This window comes from Curtobacterium sp. MCBA15_001, from assembly GCF_001864835.1.
GTDB lineage: Bacteria > Actinomycetota > Actinomycetes > Actinomycetales > Microbacteriaceae > Curtobacterium.
Window position 1 is genome coordinate 670822 of record NZ_MJGI01000025.1, and the last position, 18314, is coordinate 689135.

Here is an 18314-nt window from a genome sequence, read left to right on the forward strand (position 1 = left end):
AGCCGACGCCGGGACGCCCAGCGCGATCGCCTACCAGGGGTGGGCGATGTCGCGGGGCCGAGCCGGGCCTCCCGTCCGAGTGGACCGAGCGGTCCCAACGGTCCCAGCGGTCCCGGCGGTCCGAGCGGTCCGGCCGTTCCGGTCCGTCGTGACCAGTCCCACCGTGCCGAGCGCTGACGCCGGTGTCGCCTGCAGGACGGCACACGCGGCACCGCGCGCCACCACGTTCTCCCCGAGCGTCGTCGCACCGACCCAGGGCATCGCGGTGATGGCGAGCCGCTCACCGAGCCGGGCGCGCAGCGCGTCGAGCAGGACGGAGCCGGCTGCCTGGGCCGCGCTGCCGCCGACCACGATCCGCGGCAGGTCCAGCAGTTCGACCAGGTGCACGAGTGCCGAGCCGACCGCGGCCCCGGCCTCGACGACCAGCGGTGCCGCGCCGGGTGCCCGACACAGGTCGTCGAACGCGGAGCGGACGGCGCCGGGGTCCTCGAGCGGGATGCCGGGCGGCAGGAGTCCCGCGGCGATCCCGCGCCGGACCTGCTGCAGGGGCTGACAGGCCTGCCAGAGCGGCATCCACGCGCCGTGTGCGGACACCGGCATCCCACCGAACTCCCCCGCGTTGCCGGTGCTGCCCCGGACGACCTGACCGCCCACCACGATGCCGGCACCGACCCCGTGCCCCAGGTACAGCGACACCAGGTCGGTCACCACCGGGGCGGTCCACCACTCGGCGAGCGCGCTGGCGACGACGTCCTTCTCGACGTGGACGGGGAGACCGGTGCGTCGGGCGAGTTCGGCTGCGAGCGGGAACCCGGTCCAGGCCGTGAGCTGCGCGGGGGCTCCGAGGGTGGCGCCGTCGAGCTCGATGGGTCCCGGTGCGGCGATGCCGATGCCGACCACGCGGGCGGGGTCGACACGTGCACGGGTGACGACGTCGGCCACCGCCTGGGCCATCGCGTCGAGGGTCGTCCCGGGATCGGTCAGGTCGGCGGCGCCGAGTTGGTGTTCGGTGACGAGCCCGCCGCCCAGGTCGAGCAGGACGACGGCGACGTGGGCGGGGTCGAGGTGCACGCCGACGGCGAAGCGGCCGTCGCGGGCGAGGGTGAGGCGTCGGTCGGCGTCGTGCACGAGTCCGTCGGCCTGCAGGCGGGCGGTGATGTTCGACACGGTCTGCGCGGAGAGCCCGGTGCGGTCGCGGATGTCCGTGCGGGTGAGCGGTCCGCTGCGTCGGACGAGGTCGAGGACGACGGCGCGGTTGTGGGCTCCGGTGTGGGTGTGGTTCTGCCCTGCAGACATCTCAGTGTCCTCGTGGTTGACGGGCCGGGGTCATGGTCCTTAGCATCGCTGTCCAAGCGAATTTGTCAATCGAATGGATTGAACCGACCGTTCGAGGACGATCCGCCAGCGGCCACATCGACGTGGCGGCGCCCGTGAGCACACCGGCGTGGCCACGGGGACCCGAAGGGACGCCCGTGACGACGACTGCTCGCCCGGCCACCGCAGTGCGACCCGCGACCTCGACCGAGGGCACCGGTCGACGCGCGCGGCGACGACACCCCTGGACCCCGGCGGAGAAGCGACGGCTCCGTGTGGGCATCGCGTTCATCTCCCCGTGGATCATCGGCGTGGCGGTGTTCATCGCCTACCCGCTGATCTACTCCTTCGTGATCAGCCTGACCCGCTACTCCGGTATGGACGCGGCGACGTTCGTCGGGTTCGGCAACTACGTCGCGGCGTTCATCGACCCGCTCGTGCACACCGCCGTGGGGAACACGCTGTTCTACGCGGTGATCGCGGTGCCGGTCGGCATCGTGGTCGCGATCGTGATCGCCCTGGCGATGAACCAGGACGTGAAGGAGATCAGCTGGTACCGGACGGCGCTGTACATCCCGTCCCTCATCCCGACGTTCGCGCTGGCCTTCATCTTCGTGGTGCTCGTGAACCCGCAGACCGGCATCGTCAACCAGGTGCTGAAGCTCGTCGGGGTGCCAGCGACGAACCTGCTCGGCGATCCGACGACGGCGAAGCTCGTCATCGTCGCCCTGGCGCAGATGGGTGCGGGGAACGCGGCGCTGGTGTTCCTGGCCGGCATGCGTGGGATCCCGAAGACCCTGTACGAGGCCGCCCGTGTGGACGGTGCCGGACCGATGCGGCAGTTCTTCGCCCTGACGCTCCCGCTCATCTCCCCCGCGATCCTGTTCAACCTGATCACCGGGATCAGCAACGGCCTGCAGGTGTTCACCGAGGCGTACGTGATCTCGTCCGGCACGGGCGGGTTGGGGTCGCCGGACAACGGGACCTTGTTCTACATGCTCTACCTCTACAAGAACGCGTTCAGCTACGCGCAGCTCGGCTTCGCGAGTGCGATGGCCGTGCTGCTGTTCCTGGCCGGGATGATCCTGTCGGGTCTCGTCTACTGGCTGTCCAAGCGGTTCGTGAACTACGACGTGAACGGGGAGTGACGCCGTGACGATGCAGCAGGACCAGGTGTCCACCGAGACGTCGTCGATCGAGGACGTCCGCCCGAAGGACCGCCGGAACGCCCGCGCTGACCGCTCCCGGAACGCGGACGGCTCCGTCCGCTCCCCGTGGTCGAGCATCGGCGCCCGCGTCGTGCTCATCGCGATGAGCCTGCTGTTCCTGGTGCCCATCTACTGGATGCTCATCTCCGCGCTGAAGGGCAACACCGAGCTCGGCGCGTTCCCTCCGACGTGGTTCCCGCAGTGGCTGGACTGGTCGAACTTCGGCGACGCCGTGAACGCGATGCCGTTCTTCACGTTCTTCCGGAACACATTGATCATCACGGTCTGCGTGACGGTGTTCTCGATGGCGTCGAACATGGTCATCGCCTACGGGTTCGCCTGCATCGAGTGGCGTGGTCGTGACCGGATGTTCTACGTCGTCCTGGCGACGCTGTTCATCCCCTTCCCGGTGACGCTCATCCCGATGTTCGACCTGTACGCGCGACTCGGCTGGATCAACACGTTCCTGCCGCTCATCGTGCCGAGCCTGTTCGGGTCGGCGTTCTACGTCTTCCTGCTCCGGCAGTTCCTGCTGCAGATCCCGAAGGACCTGCTCGACGCAGCCCGGATGGACGGGGCGTCGGAGTGGCGCATCCTGTGGCGGATCGTGTTCCCGCAGGCGCGGGCCGCGCTCGTGACCGTCGGCATCTTCGCCGCGGTGGGGGCGTGGAACGACTTCCTCGGCCCGCTCATCTACCTGCAGGACCAGAACGTGCAGACGCTGTCCATCGGGTTGCAGGTCTTCCGACTCAACAACAGCGCGGACTTCCAGTTCAACCAGCTGATGGCGGCCTCGATCCTCATCATCGCACCGCTGGTGATCCTGTTCTTCTTCTTCCAGCGGACCTTCCTCAAGGGGATCCAGATCGGGAGCTTCAAGTGAGCAACGCATTCGACCGCCGGACGTTCCTGCGCACCGCCGCCGCGGCCGGTGGCGCCGGGGCCCTCGCCTTCCTCGCCGCCGGGTGCGCGACGGGCGGGGCGGGCAGCAACCCGAACGCGGTGTCGCTCTGGGGCGTCACCGGGACGTTCGTGCCCTTCCAGACGAAGGTCATCGATCAGTTCAAGCGCCTGCACCCGGAGATCGACGTCCGGGTCAACCAGGTGCCGTCGCAGGGCACCGGCGACGCCACCAGCGTCATCACGGCGGTCCGCGGCGGCACGGCTCCGGACCTGTGGCTGCTCGACCGGTTCAGTGCCGCCCAGTACGCCGCGATCGGGCTCATCGAACCGATCGACGAGCTCATCGCGGAGTTCGAGGACGTCTCGAAGGAGGAGTTCCTCGCTGACTGGCTCGGCTTCGCAGTCGGTGAGCTCACCTACAAGGGCAAGACGTACGGGCTGCCGCACGACACCGACGCCCGCGGCATGTTCGTCAACAAGACGATGCTCAAGGACGCCGGCATCGACGCCGACGAGTTCGACTGGCAACAGAACGGGCCGGTCACGTTCGACCGGATGGGCGAGGTCAGCGACAAGCTCACGAAGAAGTCCGGCGGGAACTACACCCACATGGGCCTGCTCCCCTGGTACGGCGAAGGGTGGCCGTTCACGTGGGGCCTCGGGCTCGGGGCGGAGTACTTCGACCAGGAGACCTCGCACATGACGATGGACTCCGACAGCGTCAAGAAGATCTACGAGTTCTACGACGACTGGGCCAAGCGGTACGGGTACCGCGACGCCGACACCTTCATCGCCACCTACGAGCCGACCGGGCACCCACCCGGACAGACCGCGTTCCTGGCGAACCGGATGGCCTTCATGGTCAGCGTGCCCTCGACCATCCAGACGTTCGACAACTACGGACCGAAGGACCTCGACTGGACGGTGGCGTACCTGCCGACGCAGACCGCGGACGCTCCGAAGTACACCTGGTCCGGCGGGTTCGCGCTCTGCCTGCCCAAGGGGTCGAAGAAGAACAAGGCGGTGTGGGAGCTGATGAAGTACTTCACCGGCAAGCAGGGGCAGGAGACGTACATGGTCCCCGCCACCAGCGTCCCGTCGAACATCGCCGCGCTCAAGGACCCGAAGGGCTCGGCGAAGTCGATCAAGTTCTTCGTCGAGTCGATGCCCGCGTCGACCTGCCGCCCGCCGCTGCCCGTCGGCGGCCAGTGGTGGGACTCGCTCGCCGACGCCCGGTCGAGCGTGCTGCTCGGGACGGCCTCCCCACAACAGGCGGTCGAGCGTGCGCAGGCCCGCGTCGACCCGATCATGCAGACCTACACCCCGTTCAAGCTGCCCGCCGACTACGACAAGGTCCAGATCTAGCCCGTCTCACGAAGGAGACCCTCGCATGCCCAGCACCACCACCCCGATCCGCGTCGCCGTCCTCGGGTTCTGGCACGTCCACGCCGGCGACTACGCCCGCCAGACCGTCGAGCACCCGGGCACCGAGCTCGTCGCCGTGTGGGACGACGACGTCGCCCGTGGACAGGCCGGGGCAGCCGAGTTCGGCGTCCCGTTCGCCGACGACCTCGACGCGCTGCTCGCCCGTGACGACGTCGACGCGGTCACGATCACCACGTCGACCGACGTGCACCACGACGTCATCACCCGAGCCGCCCGGGCCGGCAAGCACGTGTTCACCGAGAAGCTCCTCGCTCCCACGGTGTCCGAAGCCGAGGACCTCGTCGCCACCTGCGACGCCGCCGGGGTCAAGCTCGTCGTCTCCCTCCCCCGGCTGTACCACGGGTACACGCAGGCGATCCTCGACGAGATCCGGTCCGGCCGGCTCGGCGAGGTGAACCACGCCCGGGTCCGGCTGTCCCACGACGGCGCCGTCCGACCGTGGCTCCCGGAGCGTTTCTTCGACCCGGCGACCGCGATCGGCGGCGCGCTCACCGACCTCGGCTGCCACCCCGTCTACCTGACCCAGCTGTTCCTCGGCGCCCGCCCCGACACCGTGCGGGCCGTCTACCGCTCGGTCACCGGCCGTGCGGTGGAGGACCACGCCGTCGTCACCGTCGGCTACCCCTCGCAGGCCATCGGCGTCATCGAGGCCGGCTTCGTCGCCGGCACCCCGTTCACGATCGACGTGGCCGGGACCGCAGGATGGCTGTCCTACTCCGACCGGGAGGACCGGCTCACCGCCGGCGGGTCGGCGTACGGCGAGCAGGCGGTCACCATCGACCTGCCCGACGACGGTCAGGACGCCTTCGGACAGTGGGTGGACCACATCACGTCCGGCACGCGCGCCGACGACAACACGGCGCGCGCCGTCGAGCTCACCCGGCTCGTCGTCGCGGCGAACGCCGCAGCCGCCGCGGCCGGCGCACCCCACCCGGTCCCGGCCGCCGTCTGACCAGCACCACCGACCACCACACCAGCACCAGCAGGAGTCACCATGTCCACCGACATCATCCGCGTCGGACTCATCGGGGGCGGCGGCATCGCCACCTTCCACATCAACGGCTACGCACAGCACAGCGACGTCATCGGCGTAGCGGCCGTCGCCGACGCCTTCGCGTCCACCGCCGAGGCCCGCGGGGCCGAACTCGGCGTCCCGTTCTTCACCGACTACACCGAGATGCTCGAGCGCGCCGACATCGACGCCGTCGACATCTGCCTGCCGCACCACCTGCACCGCGACGCCATCGTGGCAGCGGCCCGCGCCGGCAAGCACGTCCTGTGCGAGAAGCCGCTCTGCCTGACCCCGGACGAGGCCCGCGACGTGCAGGCCGCCGTCGCCGAGGCCGGCGTCACGCTGATGTGTGCCCACAACCAGCTGTTCATGCCGGCGGTCGCCAAGGCGAAGGAGCTCATCGACAGCGGCGCGCTCGGCACCGTGTACGAGGTCCGGACCACCGACAGCTTCCGCAACGAGTTCGACCCGTCGAACATGGGCTGGCGCGCCCACGCGGCGACGAGCGGCGGCGGGGAGCTCATCGACACCGGGTACCACCCCAGCTACCTGCTCATGCACCTGGCCGGCGGCGTCCCCGTGCAGGCCACCGCGATGCTCTCGACCCACCGCCTGGCGTTCATGGAGGGCGAGGACTCCGCGCAGGCGCTCTTCCGCTTCGACAACGGTGCCGTCGGCCAGCTCGTCACCAGCTGGGCATACGAGCCCGCCGCCGGCACCGAGCGCTTCAGCGTCGTCGGCGAGCACGGGTCGCTCACGAGCGACGGGACGACCCTGCGGTGGGACCTGCGCGACGGCACGAGCGAGACCGTCACGTTCGAGGAGGTCGACACGTTCGCCGCGGAGATCGGTGCCTTCGGTGCGTGCCTGCGGGACGGCACGCGGCCGATCCACACCGAGCGCGAGGGCATCGCGGTGCTCGGGATGATCCTGGCCGCCTACGAGGGCGCCCACAACGGCACGATCGCGCAGGTCCTGCAGGTCGACGCGGTCCACGCGTGATCCTGCACCCCGACGTCACGACCGCGCTCCGGGGAGCCGCCGACGCGGTCCGGAGCGCGGTCGGCGTCACGGTGGGCGACCGGGTCGAGGCCGCCATGACCCGGACGCTGACCGACACCATCACGATCGACGAGGACGGCACCGCCTTCGTCATCACGGGCGACATCCCGGCGATGTGGCTCCGCGACTCGACGACGCAGATGCTGCCGTACCTGCGCCTCGCCCGGACCTGCCCGCAGCTGGCCGAGGTCCTGGCCGCGGTCGTCCGGCGGCAGTTCCGGCTCATCGAGCACGACCCGTACGCCAACGCCTTCAACCGCACGGCCTCCGGCGCCCACTACGACCCCGCGGACCGCTGCGAGGACCCGCTCGTGTGGGAGCAGAAGTACGAGGTCGACAGCCTCGCGTACCCGGTCCAGTTCGCCCACCGGCTGTGGCGGGCCACCGGCGACGCCCGGGTGTTCGACGAACGCGCCCACCGGGTGTTCCGCACGGTCGTCGACCAGCTCCGTGCGGAGACCGACCACGAGACCTCGGACTACCGCTTCGTCCGCGACTCCCCGCTCGCCACCGAGACCCTGGCACGCGACGGTCGCGGGACCCCGGTGGCCGTGACGGGGATGACCTGGGTCGGGTTCCGCCCGTCGGACGACTCCTGCACGTTCGGCTACAACGTGCCCGAGAACCTGCACGCCGCCCAGGCGCTGCTCGCCCTGGCCGACGTCGCCCGGTCGGTGTACGGCGACGACCGGCTCGCCGACGACGCCGATGCGCTCCGCACGACGATCACGGCCGGGGTCGCCGCACACGGGATCGTCGAGCACGACGGCGAGCGGGTCTACGCGTACGAGGTCGACGGGCTGGGCGGTGTGCTGCTGATGGACGACGCGAACATGCCCTCGCTGCTGTCGTTGCCGTTCGACGCGCCGGACGTCATCGACCACACGGTCGCTGCGGCCACCAGACGGCTGGTCCTCGGGCCGACGAACCCGTACTGGTACCAGGGCTCGGCGGCGCAGGGCATCGGCAGCGCGCACACGGAACCCGAGCACGTCTGGCCGATCGCGCTGTGCGTCGAGGGCATCACCGGGACGCCGGAGCGCCGCCGCGAGCTGCTCGACGTGCTGGTGGCGACCGATGCCAGCACCGGGTCGATGCACGAGTCGTTCCACGTCGACGACCCGACGTCGTTCTCGCGCCCGTGGTTCTCGTGGGCCGACGCGATGTTCTGCGAGCTCGCCCTGACCGTCGTCGACGACGTCCGGGGAGGTCAGCCCGCCTCGGGGTCGTGACCCCAGTTCATGAGCGACCACCGCCACGCGGTGTCGTGCACGTCGCCCTTCGGCCGCTGCTTCCGGTGCCGAGCGACGTACCCGACGACCTTGTGCATGTGTGCGTAGTCGGCATCGGTGTACTCGCCCTGCTTCTTCCGCAGGATGCGCACGATGTGCCGCCCGCTCTCGTGCCCGGTCGACTCCGAGCTGCCGCCGGACTTCTGTCCGACGCGCTTCGACTCGTCCGTGTCGAGCCACTTGTCGAGGGCGGACGCGGTCATGTTCACCGCGTCCGCGAAGTCGTCCCGGGTCTGCTTCTGGTCGTCGTCGCTCACACGCCCACGATCGTCTCCCCCGGCTGGACGTCGACGGAGCACGGTGGACGGCCGTTCAGCGGCCGCCGGGTTGCATGGCTGCCGGACCACTGACGACGACGGAAGGCCTGCCCATGCCCATGGACCAGTACGAGTTCGGCGACCCGCGGACGCGCTACCCGAACGTCAGCCCGGAGCCGCAGACGCAGGCCGAGCCGGGCCTCCAGTCCCAGATGACGCCGGTTCCCGACCTGGGTGAGTCGAGCTACCGCGGGACCGGCCGGCTGGCCGGCCGCAAGGCCCTGATCACCGGCGCCGACTCCGGCATCGGCGGCGCCGTGGCGATCGCGTTCGCGCGCGAGGGGGCGGACGTCGCCCTCGCCTACCTGCCCGAGGAACAGTCCGACGCCGACCACGTCATCGAGCAGATCCGCGCAGCGGGTCGGACCGCGGTCGCGGTCCCGGGAGACCTGCGGGACCGCGACTACGCACCCCGGCTCGTCCAGGAGGCCGTGGTCGGCCTGGGCGGACTCGACGCGCTGGTCAGCGTGGCCGGCAAGCAGGTGTGGCAGCCGGACCTGCTCGACATCACCGACGAGCAGTTCGAGGCGACGTTCGACGTCAACGTCTTCGCGCTGTTCCGCCTGGTCAAGGCCGCGCTGCCGCACCTGCAGCCCGGGTCGACGATCACCACGACGGCATCGATGGAGGCGTACAAGCCGGCGCCGGACCGCCTGGACTACGCGGCGACGAAGGGCGCGATCAACAACTTCTCGAAGGGGCTGTCGCAGCTGCTGGTCGAGCGCGGCATCCGCGTGAACGTCGTCGCTCCGGGGCCGACGTGGTCCGTGCTGCAGGTCACGAGGGGCGTCGACCCCGAGTCGCTGCCCGAGTTCGGCAGCAGCGAGTCGCCGATGGGCCGCGCCGGGCAGCCGGCCGAGCTCGCGCCCGCGTACGTGTTCCTGGCGTCGCAGGAGTCGAGCTTCGTGGCCGGCGAGACGCTCAACGTGAACGGCGGCATGGTCACGCCGTAGCTGTGCTCAAGCGGACTGCGTCAGGGGTGGCCGCGCTCGGTGCGTTTCGTCCAGACCAGGAACGTGATGTGCCCGAGCAGGGCGATGCCGAAGAAGACGAGGGCGACGGCCCACACGCGGGCGAGCTTCGGGTCGCCGACGCTCAGCAGCACGATGCACGTGATCACCGCGGCGGACAGCACGCCGACCTGGATCGTCGACCAGAGGGTCCGCCACTTCGGTTGTTGCGCTGGGGTGTTCACGAGGGTCCATCCTGCCGCACGGCCCCGACCGTTCGCCTGACGCCACCCAGCCCTGCCGCCGCGACGCCGAGGACGGCGACCACTGCCCCGGCGACCATCGTTCCCGCGGGCCCCACCGCCGTGAGCACGCTTCCGGCGACGGCAGCCCCGGCGGCCTGCCCGAGCACGAGCGTCACGAAGAGCATCGAGGTCCCGGCGGGTGCATGGTCAGGGTCCAGGTCGGTCGTCCAGGCGATGAGCGCCCCGGTCGCGGCGGTGTAGCCCCATCCGAACACGGCGCACATGACGAGGGCGACGGGCACGGAACCCGCTCCGACCCCGATGCCCACCGTGGCGACGGCGACGGCCATGACGGTGATGCTCCAAGCGGCGGGAGCCGAGCGAGCGTCGAGCCACCGCGCGGTGGTGACGACCGCTGCTCCGCCGATGCCGAGCGCGATCCAGGCGACCACCGACACCGTGCGGCCGACACCCGCGTCGACCAGGACGGTCCGACCCAGGTTCCACACCGGGGCAGATCCTGCGCCGAGCAGCAGGGCTGCGGCCAGGAGTCCGCGGTGGCGTCGGAACCACGCGCCCGGCGGCAGTGTCACGGTCACTGCGCTGCTCCGCGTTCCGCCGTGGTCCGTCCCGAGCACGGCGATCCCGGCGAGGACGGCGCACACCGCGCTGATCGCCCAGGCGGCCCGCCAGTCGGGCAGCAGCACCACCGCCAGCAGCGCGGCGACGACCAGCCCGGGCCCGGTACCGGCGTTGACGATCGTCTGCACCCGTCTTGCATCGGCAGACGCCATCGAGCGAGCGACGATCTGGACGAGCGCCGGCGACGCGAGGCCCGCACCCGCCGAGGCGAGGACCGCCGAAGCGCCGAACAGCGCCGCGGTCGGACTCAGTGCCACGCCCGCGGCGCCGACCGCCGCCGTCCCGGCCGCCAGCACGACCAGGGTGCGCGGGACACGCGCAGCGACGAAGAACCCGACGCTCGCACCGACGCAGTAGAGCAGCGACGCGCCGGAGGAGATCCACCCGGCCGCGACGGTGCCGAGGTGCAGGTCGGCCTGGACGTCCGGCAGCACCAGGCCGTACGCCAGACGCACGAGCCCGTAGGTCACCGCGATGAGCGAGGTCCCCGCAGCTGCCAGTCCGAATTTCGAAAACGATCGTTTCACTTCTCGGAGTCTAGGGTGCTGCCATGACCATGCGTGCAGGAACCGAACGGAAGCTGCTCGACGCGGCCGAGGACCTGTTCTTCGCGCACGGGATCGCCGCCACCTCGGTGGACGCCGTGCTCGAGCGGGCCGGGGTGTCCTCCGCCACGCTGTACCGGGGGTTCCCGAGCAAGGAAGCGCTCGTCGCAGCCACCCTGGAGCGCCGCCAACAGGACTGGCTCCACACGTGGACCGCCGCCGTGGCGCGACGCACCGACCCGCTCGACCGGCTGCTGGCCGTGTTCGACGCACTCGACGACTTCCGGACCCGCTCAGCGGCCTCGCGGTGGTGTGCGTTCCTCGGCGCGGCGTCCGAGTACGCCGACGCCCCCGCTGCGATCCGGGTCGTGCTCGACGCCGAGAGCGAAGCGCTCCGGACCCGGCTGACCGCGTTGGCGGAGCCGGTCGTCGGCACTCGGGCCGCGGTGCTCGGCGAACAGCTCCTGCTCGTCGTGTCGGGCGCGCTCGCGATGCGCCTGCGGGAGCCGGGCCACGACACCGCGGTCGCGCGTGACGTCGCCCGCAGCCTGGTCGCACGGAGCCTGGTCGTCCAGGGCAGCCCCTGACCTACGGATGGCGGACGCCCTCGCCCGCGATGACCGCGCGGTAGCCCTCGCGGTACGTCGGGTACGCGAAGGCGAACCCCGTCGAGCGGAGCAGGGCGTTCGACAGCCGCTTGTCCGATCCGGGCGCGGGCGTCCGGCGTGCGAGCACCCCGGGCTCGGCGTCCTGCGGCGCTGCGGGTGCCGGCAGCGGCACGCCGAGCTCGTCCGCGATGAACCGCGACACGGTGTCCAGCCGGACGGGTTCGTCGTCGGTGCCGATCACGAGCGGCAGCGGCGAACCGAGGGACGCCAGGTGCACCAGTACCGCTGCCGCGTCGTCCCGGTGGATGCGGTTCGTCATGCGCGATCCCTCGGGCGTCGTCGCCAGCGTCACCGTCCCGGAGCGGACCTGGTCGACGAGGCGCTCACGGCCCGGTCCGTAGATGCCGGACAGGCGGACCAGGGTCGCCTCGGGTGCCCGGGAGCGCAGCAGTGCCTCGGCCTCGAGCAGGACGTCCGCGGTGGGGGTGCCCCCGGTCGCGGGCGTGGCCTCGTCCACGGCGCCGTCGCCGCCGTACACCGCGGTCGAGGAGACGACGAGCAGTCGCGGCGTGGCGGTCGACGCGTCGATGCCGTCGAGCACGTTCCGCAGGCCGTCGACGTAGGTCGCGCGGTACGTGTCGACGTCGCGGCTGCCCGCGGCGAGTGCGACCACCACGACCTCGGTGTCCGGGTCGATCGTCGGGACGTCCCGCTGCAGGTCCACGGAGCGACCCTCGAGGGGAGCCGGGATCCGCTCAGCACGCCGACGCAGGCCGACCACGCGGTGGCCGGACGCCGCGAACCGCAGGCCGGTCGCGATCCCGAGGTCGCCGCACCCGGCGATGATGACAGTCACCGGTCGACCTTACTGAACGCGTGCCGGACGGGAGGCGCGGGGCGGGCCCGTCCCGCGCCTCCCGTCCGTCACTCCTCGAGCTGCAGGGCCTTGCCGCGCATCACCAGCAGCGGGTCCGGGGCGACCGCGACGGTGGTGTCCTTGTCGTCGTAGTCGAACTGGGACAGGAAGTACCGCATCGCGTTCACCCGCGCGCGCTTCTTGTCGTTGCTCCGGACGATCGTCCACGGGGCGTAGCGCTTGTCGGTGCGCTGGAACATGGCCTCCTTCGCGGCGGTGTAGTCGTCCCACACCCGCAGCGACGCGACGTCCATCGGGGACAGCTTCCACCGGCGCACCGGGTCGAGCTGCCGGATCGCGAACCGGGTGCGCTGTTCCTTGCGGGTGACCGAGAACCAGAACTTCGTGACGTGGATCCCCGAGTCGACGAGCATCCGCTCGAACGACGGTGCCTGGTTCATGAAGGTCTCGTACTCGTCGTCGGTACAGAACCCCATGACCCGCTCGACGCCGGCGCGGTTGTACCAGGAGCGGTCGAACATGACGATCTCGCCCGCGCTCGGCAGGTGCTCGACGTAGCGCTGGAAGTACCACTGCCCGCGCTCGCGGTCGCTCGGCTTCGACAGGGCGACCACGCGCGAGGTGCGGGGGTTGAGGTGCTCCGTGAACCGCTTGATCGTGCCGCCCTTGCCCGCGGCGTCGCGCCCCTCGAAGAGGATGATCGCCCGGCGGCCCTCGTCCTCGAGCCAGTACTGCAGCTTGAGGAGCTCCACCTGCAGGCGGTACTTCTCGAACTCGTACTCGTCGCGGTCCATCCGCTCGTCGTACGGGTAGTCCTCGCGCCACGTGTGGATCGGGTTGCCCTGCGGGTCGATCAGCTCAGGGTCGGCGGTGTGCGCGCTGTCGACGGTGAAGCCCCGCGTGCGCAGGTCCTCGATGTACTCGCGCAGGTCCCCGACCGGTGTGGCGTCCAGCATCACGTCTCCGTTCCGTGCGCGGCGTCCGCGCTCGACCCAGTCTGGCCACTCCGGGTGAACAGCGCCCCAAGGACACGTGGACACGCGCGGCGACACCCAGCCGCCCCGCCTACTGTCGACAGGATGCCCGCCCTCTCCGACACGTCCGATCGCCCGCACGACGGGTTCATCCGCGTCCGCGGCGCCCGCGAGCACAACCTGCAGGACGTCGACGTCGACCTGCCCCGCGACTGCATCGTCGCCTTCACCGGTGTCTCCGGATCGGGCAAGTCGTCCCTGGCGTTCGGCACGGTGTTCGCCGAGGCGCAGCGCCGCTTCCTGGAGTCCGTCGCGCCGTACGCCCGCCGGCTCATCGCCCAGGGGTCCACCCCGCACGTCGACTCGATCACCGGACTGCCGCCCGCGGTCGCCCTGCAGCAGCGGCGCGGCGCTCCCAGCAGCCGCTCCACGGTCGGCACGCTGACGACGCTGTCGAACTCGATGCGCATGCTCTTCTCCCGCGCCGGGACCTACCCGTCGGGCGCGGAGCGGCTCGAGTCCGACTCGTTCTCGCCGAACACCGTCGCCGGGGCCTGCCCGCGCTGCCACGGCCTCGGCACCGCGCACGAGGTCACCGAGGCGTCCGCCGTGCACGACGACACGCTGAGCATCCGCGACGGTGCCATCACCGCGTGGCCCGGCGCCTGGCAGGGCAAGAACCTGCGCGACGTCACGGCCGTGCTCGGCTACGACATCGAGCGGCCCTGGCGCGAGCTGTCCCGCGAGGACCGCGACTGGCTGCTGTTCACCGAGGAACAGCCCGTGGTCGAGGTGCACCCGAAGCGCGACCGCGTGGCGAAGCCGTACAAGGGCCGGTTCTGGAGCGCCCGGGCGTTCGTCCTGCACACCCTCGCCGACAGCCAGAGCGAGACCCAGCGCACCAAGGCCCTGCGGTTCGTCGAGTCCGGCCCGTGCGGGCTGTGCGGCGGCACCGGGCTGACCCGTTCCGCGCTGGCCGTCACCGTCGGCGGCCACACCATCGCCGCGCTGAACCGGATGCCGCTCACCGACCTGGCCGACGTGCTGCGGCCGATCGCGGCGATCACCGACGCGGCCCCGGCGACCTCCCGCGCATCGTCCGGGGAGCACACCGAGGTGGCCGTCGCGATCTCCCAGGACCTGCTGACCCGCGTCGAGGTGCTCACCGGGCTGGGGCTCGGGTACCTGTCGCTCGACCGGGCAACCCCGACGCTCTCCCCCGGCGAGACGCAGCGCCTGCGGATCGCGACGCAGCTGCGGTCCGGGCTGTTCGGCGTCGTCTACGTGCTCGACGAACCGAGCGCCGGCCTGCACCCCGCGGACGCCGAGTCCCTGGTCGAGGTGCTCGAGGACCTGCGTGCCGCCGGCAACAGCGTGTTCGTCGTCGAGCACGACATGGGCATCGTCCGGCGTGCCGACTGGGTCGTCGACGTCGGTCCCGGCGCGGGCAGCGGTGGCGGCACCGTGCTGTACAGCGGCCCGGTGGACGGGCTCGCCGACGTGCAGGAGTCAGTCACCCGGCGGTTCCTGCTCCCCCGCGCGAGCGACCCGACGGCCCGGACGGCACGGACCCTGGTCGGCACGCTCGAACTCCGCGACGTGTCGTTGCACAACCTGCACGGTCTCGACGTCGACGTCCCGCTCGGGGTGCTGACGGCCGTCACCGGGGTCTCCGGCTCCGGCAAGTCCTCGCTCGTCGGCGGGGTGCTCCCCCGGCGCGCCCTCGACCACCCGCTGGTGGACCGGGTCGTGCAGGTCGACCAGCGGCCGATCGGGCGCACGCCGCGGTCGAACCTCGCCACGTACACGGGGCTGTTCGACGCGGTCCGGGCCACGTTCGCGGCCACGGACGACGCCCGGCAGCGTGGCTGGACCGCCGGTCGGTTCTCGTTCAACGTCGCGGGCGGCCGGTGCGAGGTCTGCCAGGGCGAGGGCTCCGTCTCGGTCGAACTGCTGTTCCTGCCCGGCAGCTGGGCACCGTGCCCGGAGTGCCACGGCTCGCGCTACACGGCCGAGACGCTCGAGGTGCACTGGAACGGTGCCTCGATCGCCGACGTGCTCGGCATGACGGTCGACCAGGCGGCGCCCTTCCTGGCGAGCGTGCCGGCGGCGTCCCGCGCCCTCGAGACCCTGCGGCAGGTCGGCCTGGGCTACCTGCGCCTCGGCCAGCCCGCGCCCGAGCTCTCCGGGGGCGAGGCGCAGCGCATCAAGCTCGCGACCGAGCTGCAGCGCGCGCGGACCGGCCACACGCTCTACCTGCTCGACGAGCCGACGACCGGGCTCCACCCCGCGGACGTCGAGCTCCTCACCGAGCAGCTCGCCCGACTCACGGACGCGGGCAACACCGTCGTGGTCGTCGAGCACGCGATGGACGTCGTGGCGAACGCCGACCACGTCATCGACATGGGGCCGGGCGGTGGCGAGGACGGCGGCCTGGTCGTGGCCTCCGGCACCCCGGCCGAGGTCGCCGCCTCGGACACCAGCCGGACGGCGCCCTACCTGCGGGACCAGCTCGAGCGCTGAGCCCGGCCGCCGGTCGTCACTTGCGGGCGGCGCAGGTCACGGTGTCCGCACGCTGCCCGGAGACGTTGTCCGGCAGCGCTGCGGCTGACGGCGGCGCACTGGCCGCGTCCGGGGCACCGACGGCTGCGGACGGCGTGCCCGTGGCGGCTCCGGCACCAGCGCCGCCAGACGGCCCAGCCGGGCGGGACGGAGCGGCCGGACTCGACGGGTCGGCCGATGGGTCGACGACGGCGGCGCGCCCGAGACTGTCCGCGCCGAGCTGCACCGGCTGGTTCGCCCGCAGCGCAGCGTCGAGCGCGTCCGCGGCGCCCGGGGAGACCAGCACACGGCCAGCAGCGTCCGGGTCGTCGTACACGGGGTACTGGACGAAGACCATGTTCGCGAGCCCGACCGTGTTCACCGCGAGCGCGATCCGCGCCAGGGTCGCGGGGTCGGACAGGGTGTCGGAGAGCACCATGTTCCGGAACGCCGTGTCCGCCAGCCGCAGCACCTTGGCGGGGTTCGTCAGCGTGCCCGCCGAGACGGTCTGCCGAGCGAGGGCGGCCATGAACGTCTGTTGGTTGCTGATCCGGCCGAGGTCGCTCCGGTCCCCCACACCGTGGCGGGAGCGGAGGAAGGCAGCGGCCTGTGCACCCGTCAGCGTGCGGAGTCCTGGCTGCAGGTCCAGCGCCGGGGTGACGTCGTCGTCGTGGATCGGCGTGGCCAGGCACACCTCGACCCCGCCGATCGCCGTCGCCATCGCGACGACCCCGTCGAAGGTGACCTTGCCGGCGTAGTCGACCTGCAGGCCCGTGAGCTGCGAGATCGTGCTCGCCACACAGGCGAGCCCGTGCTGCTCTCCGCCGCGGGACAGTGCCGTGTTGAGCATCGCCGCGGACGTCGCCGGCGTCACGGAACCCTGGTCGTTCGTGCACGCCGGGATCGGCACCACCAGGTCGCGCGGGAAGCTGACGACCGCCATGTTCGAGTGGTCCGCCGAGATGTGCACGAGGATGTTCGTGTCGTTGTTGCCGACGCCGCTGCTCGCCTGCCGGTTCGCGGCGTCGTCGAAGCCCGCACCCTGTCCGTCGCGGGTGTCCGTCGCGACGAGCAGCATGTTCACCTCGCCCGACTGCGCGGTCAGGGCCGGAGCCGGGTTCGCCGATGCCGCACCGGGCATCGCGAGCGACACGGTGGGGCGCGCGTGCTGCACCACCTGCCACGTCGCGATCGCCGCGACGGAACTCGTGCTCACCAGGACCACCGCCGCGACGACGGCGACGAGCGTGAACGCGAACCCCACCGTCCCGCGTCGCCGCAACCGGCCGTGCTGGACCGCGGTCTCGTCCTGCGCGCTCATGTGCCTGCCCCCGTCACCGGGCGCCGTCCGCCCATCGGGTCATCATGCCGGATGCCCGGTCCAGGGGCGACGAGGCCCGAGCCGTCCCGGGGGTGTTCCACGGGTACACCTGTACGGACGCTCCGGATGCGTAGCGTGGGCGGAGCACACCCCGCGACGACAGGAGCAGCCATGCACACCAGGACACTCGGCCAGGGACTCCAGGTCTCGGCCGTCGGCTTCGGCGCGATGGGGATGTCCCAGAGCTACGGTCCGAACCCCGGTGACCGCGCGGCGATGGTCGACGTGCTGCGGTACGCGATCGAGGCCGGCGTGACGCTCGTCGACACCGCCGAGGTCTACGGCCCGTACGACAACGAGGAGCTCGTCGGCGAGGCGATCGCCCCGGTTCGCGACCGGGTCGTGCTGGCGACGAAGTTCGGCTTCGACATCGTCGACGGGCAGAACGTCGGGGTGACCTCGCGCCCGGAGCGGATCCGGCAGGCCGCCGAGGGATCGCTCCGACGCCTCGGGGTCGACGCGATCGACCTCTACTACCAGCACCGCGTCGACCCCGACGTCCCGATCGAGGACGTCGCCGGGACCGTGGGCGAGCTGGTCGCCGAGGGCAAGGTCGGGCACTTCGGGCTCTCCGAGGCGGCCCCGTCCACCATCCGTCGCGCCCACGCCGTGCACCCCGTCACGGCGGTCCAGAGCGAGTACTCGCTCTGGACGCGCGACCCCGAGTCCGAGGTCCTGCCGACCTGCGCCGAGCTCGGCATCGGCTTCGTGCCGTTCAGTCCGCTGGGCAAGGGCTTCCTGACCGGGACGATCACCCCGGGGGCGTCCTTCGGCGAGGGTGAGATCCGTGGGAAGGTCCCCCGGTTCCAGGCGGAGAACCTCGCGGCGAACCAGGCCCTCGTGGACGCGGTCCGTGCCCTCGCCGAGTCGCGGGGTGCCACGCCCGGTCAGGTCGCGCTCGCGTGGCTGCTCGCACAGCAGCCGTTCATCGCGCCGATCCCGGGGACCCGCCGCACGGAGCGCATCGACGAGAACACCGGCGCCACCGCGGTGGCGC

17 protein-coding genes are annotated in these 18314 nt (G+C 71.5%); 10 read left to right on the forward strand and 7 right to left on the reverse strand.

Features of this window, described 5'->3' with window-relative positions; genetic code table 11:
* Positions 1-30: 30 nt before the first annotated feature.
* The gene (locus tag BIU90_RS15120) at positions 31-1296 is read right to left on the reverse strand and encodes an ROK family transcriptional regulator (RefSeq protein ID WP_071300971.1); all 1266 of its coding nucleotides are present in this window, start codon (positions 1294-1296) and stop codon (positions 31-33) included.
* A gap of 176 nt (positions 1297-1472) precedes the next feature.
* Between BIU90_RS15120 and BIU90_RS15125 the strand changes: the two genes are divergently transcribed.
* The 6 genes from BIU90_RS15125 to BIU90_RS15150 are packed head-to-tail and all read left to right on the forward strand — an operon-like array spanning position 1473 to position 8177.
* On the forward strand, positions 1473-2462 hold the full coding sequence (locus tag BIU90_RS15125; RefSeq protein ID WP_254787069.1) for a carbohydrate ABC transporter permease: 990 nt from the start codon (positions 1473-1475) through the stop codon (positions 2460-2462).
* A gap of 10 nt (positions 2463-2472) precedes the next feature.
* A complete protein-coding gene (locus BIU90_RS15130; protein WP_071301080.1) occupies positions 2473-3405 on the forward strand; it encodes a carbohydrate ABC transporter permease in 933 nt (310 codons plus the stop codon).
* Positions 3402-4790: an ABC transporter substrate-binding protein gene (locus BIU90_RS15135; RefSeq protein WP_071300973.1), complete on the forward strand. Its 1389-nt coding sequence runs from the start codon at positions 3402-3404 to the stop codon at positions 4788-4790. Before BIU90_RS15130 ends, BIU90_RS15135 begins: the two co-directional genes overlap by 4 nt.
* 25 nt (positions 4791-4815) lie before the next feature.
* Positions 4816-5823 (forward strand): Gfo/Idh/MocA family protein, encoded by a 1008-nt coding sequence (locus tag BIU90_RS15140; protein ID WP_071300974.1) that lies wholly within the window; start codon positions 4816-4818, stop codon positions 5821-5823.
* 42 nt (positions 5824-5865) lie between these two features.
* Positions 5866-6885: a Gfo/Idh/MocA family protein gene (locus BIU90_RS15145; protein ID WP_071300975.1), complete on the forward strand. Its 1020-nt coding sequence runs from the start codon at positions 5866-5868 to the stop codon at positions 6883-6885.
* Positions 6882-8177, forward strand: coding sequence for a glycoside hydrolase family 125 protein (locus BIU90_RS15150; RefSeq protein WP_217640929.1), 1296 nt, complete (start codon positions 6882-6884; stop codon positions 8175-8177). Before BIU90_RS15145 ends, BIU90_RS15150 begins: the two co-directional genes overlap by 4 nt.
* Here BIU90_RS15150 and BIU90_RS15155 read toward each other — a convergent pair.
* Positions 8156-8494, reverse strand: a complete 339-nt coding sequence (locus tag BIU90_RS15155) for a DUF3140 domain-containing protein (protein ID WP_071300976.1) — start codon at positions 8492-8494, stop codon at positions 8156-8158. The genes BIU90_RS15150 and BIU90_RS15155 overlap by 22 nt on opposite strands.
* A gap of 113 nt (positions 8495-8607) precedes the next feature.
* On the opposite strand from BIU90_RS15155, the gene BIU90_RS15160 reads away from it, so the two are divergent.
* Entirely contained in the window at positions 8608-9507 is a 900-nt protein-coding gene (locus BIU90_RS15160) for an SDR family oxidoreductase (RefSeq protein WP_071300977.1), read from the forward strand.
* A gap of 20 nt (positions 9508-9527) precedes the next feature.
* Here BIU90_RS15160 and BIU90_RS15165 read toward each other — a convergent pair whose 3' ends face one another.
* Both BIU90_RS15165 and BIU90_RS15170 read right to left on the reverse strand, forming a co-directional pair.
* A complete protein-coding gene (locus tag BIU90_RS15165) occupies positions 9528-9749 on the reverse strand; it encodes a hypothetical protein (RefSeq protein ID WP_071300978.1) in 222 nt (73 codons plus the stop codon).
* Positions 9746-10918, reverse strand: a complete 1173-nt coding sequence (locus BIU90_RS15170; RefSeq protein ID WP_175470228.1) for an MFS transporter — start codon at positions 10916-10918, stop codon at positions 9746-9748. The genes BIU90_RS15165 and BIU90_RS15170 overlap by 4 nt, the downstream gene beginning before the upstream one ends.
* A gap of 23 nt (positions 10919-10941) precedes the next feature.
* Here BIU90_RS15170 and BIU90_RS15175 point away from each other — a divergent pair, with 23 nt between their 5' ends.
* Entirely contained in the window at positions 10942-11523 is a 582-nt protein-coding gene (locus BIU90_RS15175) for a TetR/AcrR family transcriptional regulator (RefSeq protein WP_071300979.1), read from the forward strand.
* Between the two features lies 1 nt (position 11524).
* Here the strand turns inward: BIU90_RS15175 and BIU90_RS15180 are convergent, their stop codons facing one another.
* Both BIU90_RS15180 and ppk2 read right to left on the reverse strand, forming a co-directional pair.
* Positions 11525-12400 (reverse strand): NAD-dependent epimerase/dehydratase family protein, encoded by an 876-nt coding sequence (locus BIU90_RS15180; RefSeq protein ID WP_071300980.1) that lies wholly within the window; start codon positions 12398-12400, stop codon positions 11525-11527.
* 68 nt (positions 12401-12468) lie between these two features.
* A complete protein-coding gene (gene ppk2, locus BIU90_RS15185) occupies positions 12469-13377 on the reverse strand; it encodes a polyphosphate kinase 2 (RefSeq protein WP_071300981.1) in 909 nt (302 codons plus the stop codon).
* Positions 13378-13500: 123 nt separating this feature from the next.
* Here ppk2 and BIU90_RS15190 point away from each other — a divergent pair, with 123 nt between their 5' ends.
* The gene (locus BIU90_RS15190; protein WP_071300982.1) at positions 13501-15918 is read left to right on the forward strand and encodes an excinuclease ABC subunit UvrA; all 2418 of its coding nucleotides are present in this window, start codon (positions 13501-13503) and stop codon (positions 15916-15918) included.
* Between the two features lie 16 nt (positions 15919-15934).
* On the opposite strand, the gene BIU90_RS15195 is transcribed toward BIU90_RS15190, so the two are convergent.
* Entirely contained in the window at positions 15935-17257 is a 1323-nt protein-coding gene (locus BIU90_RS15195) for an LCP family protein (RefSeq protein WP_071300983.1), read from the reverse strand.
* A 171-nt stretch (positions 17258-17428) separates the two neighbouring features.
* Here BIU90_RS15195 and BIU90_RS15200 point away from each other — a divergent pair.
* On the forward strand, positions 17429-18314 hold an 886-nt coding region (locus BIU90_RS15200; protein WP_071300984.1), incomplete at its 3' end, for an aldo/keto reductase.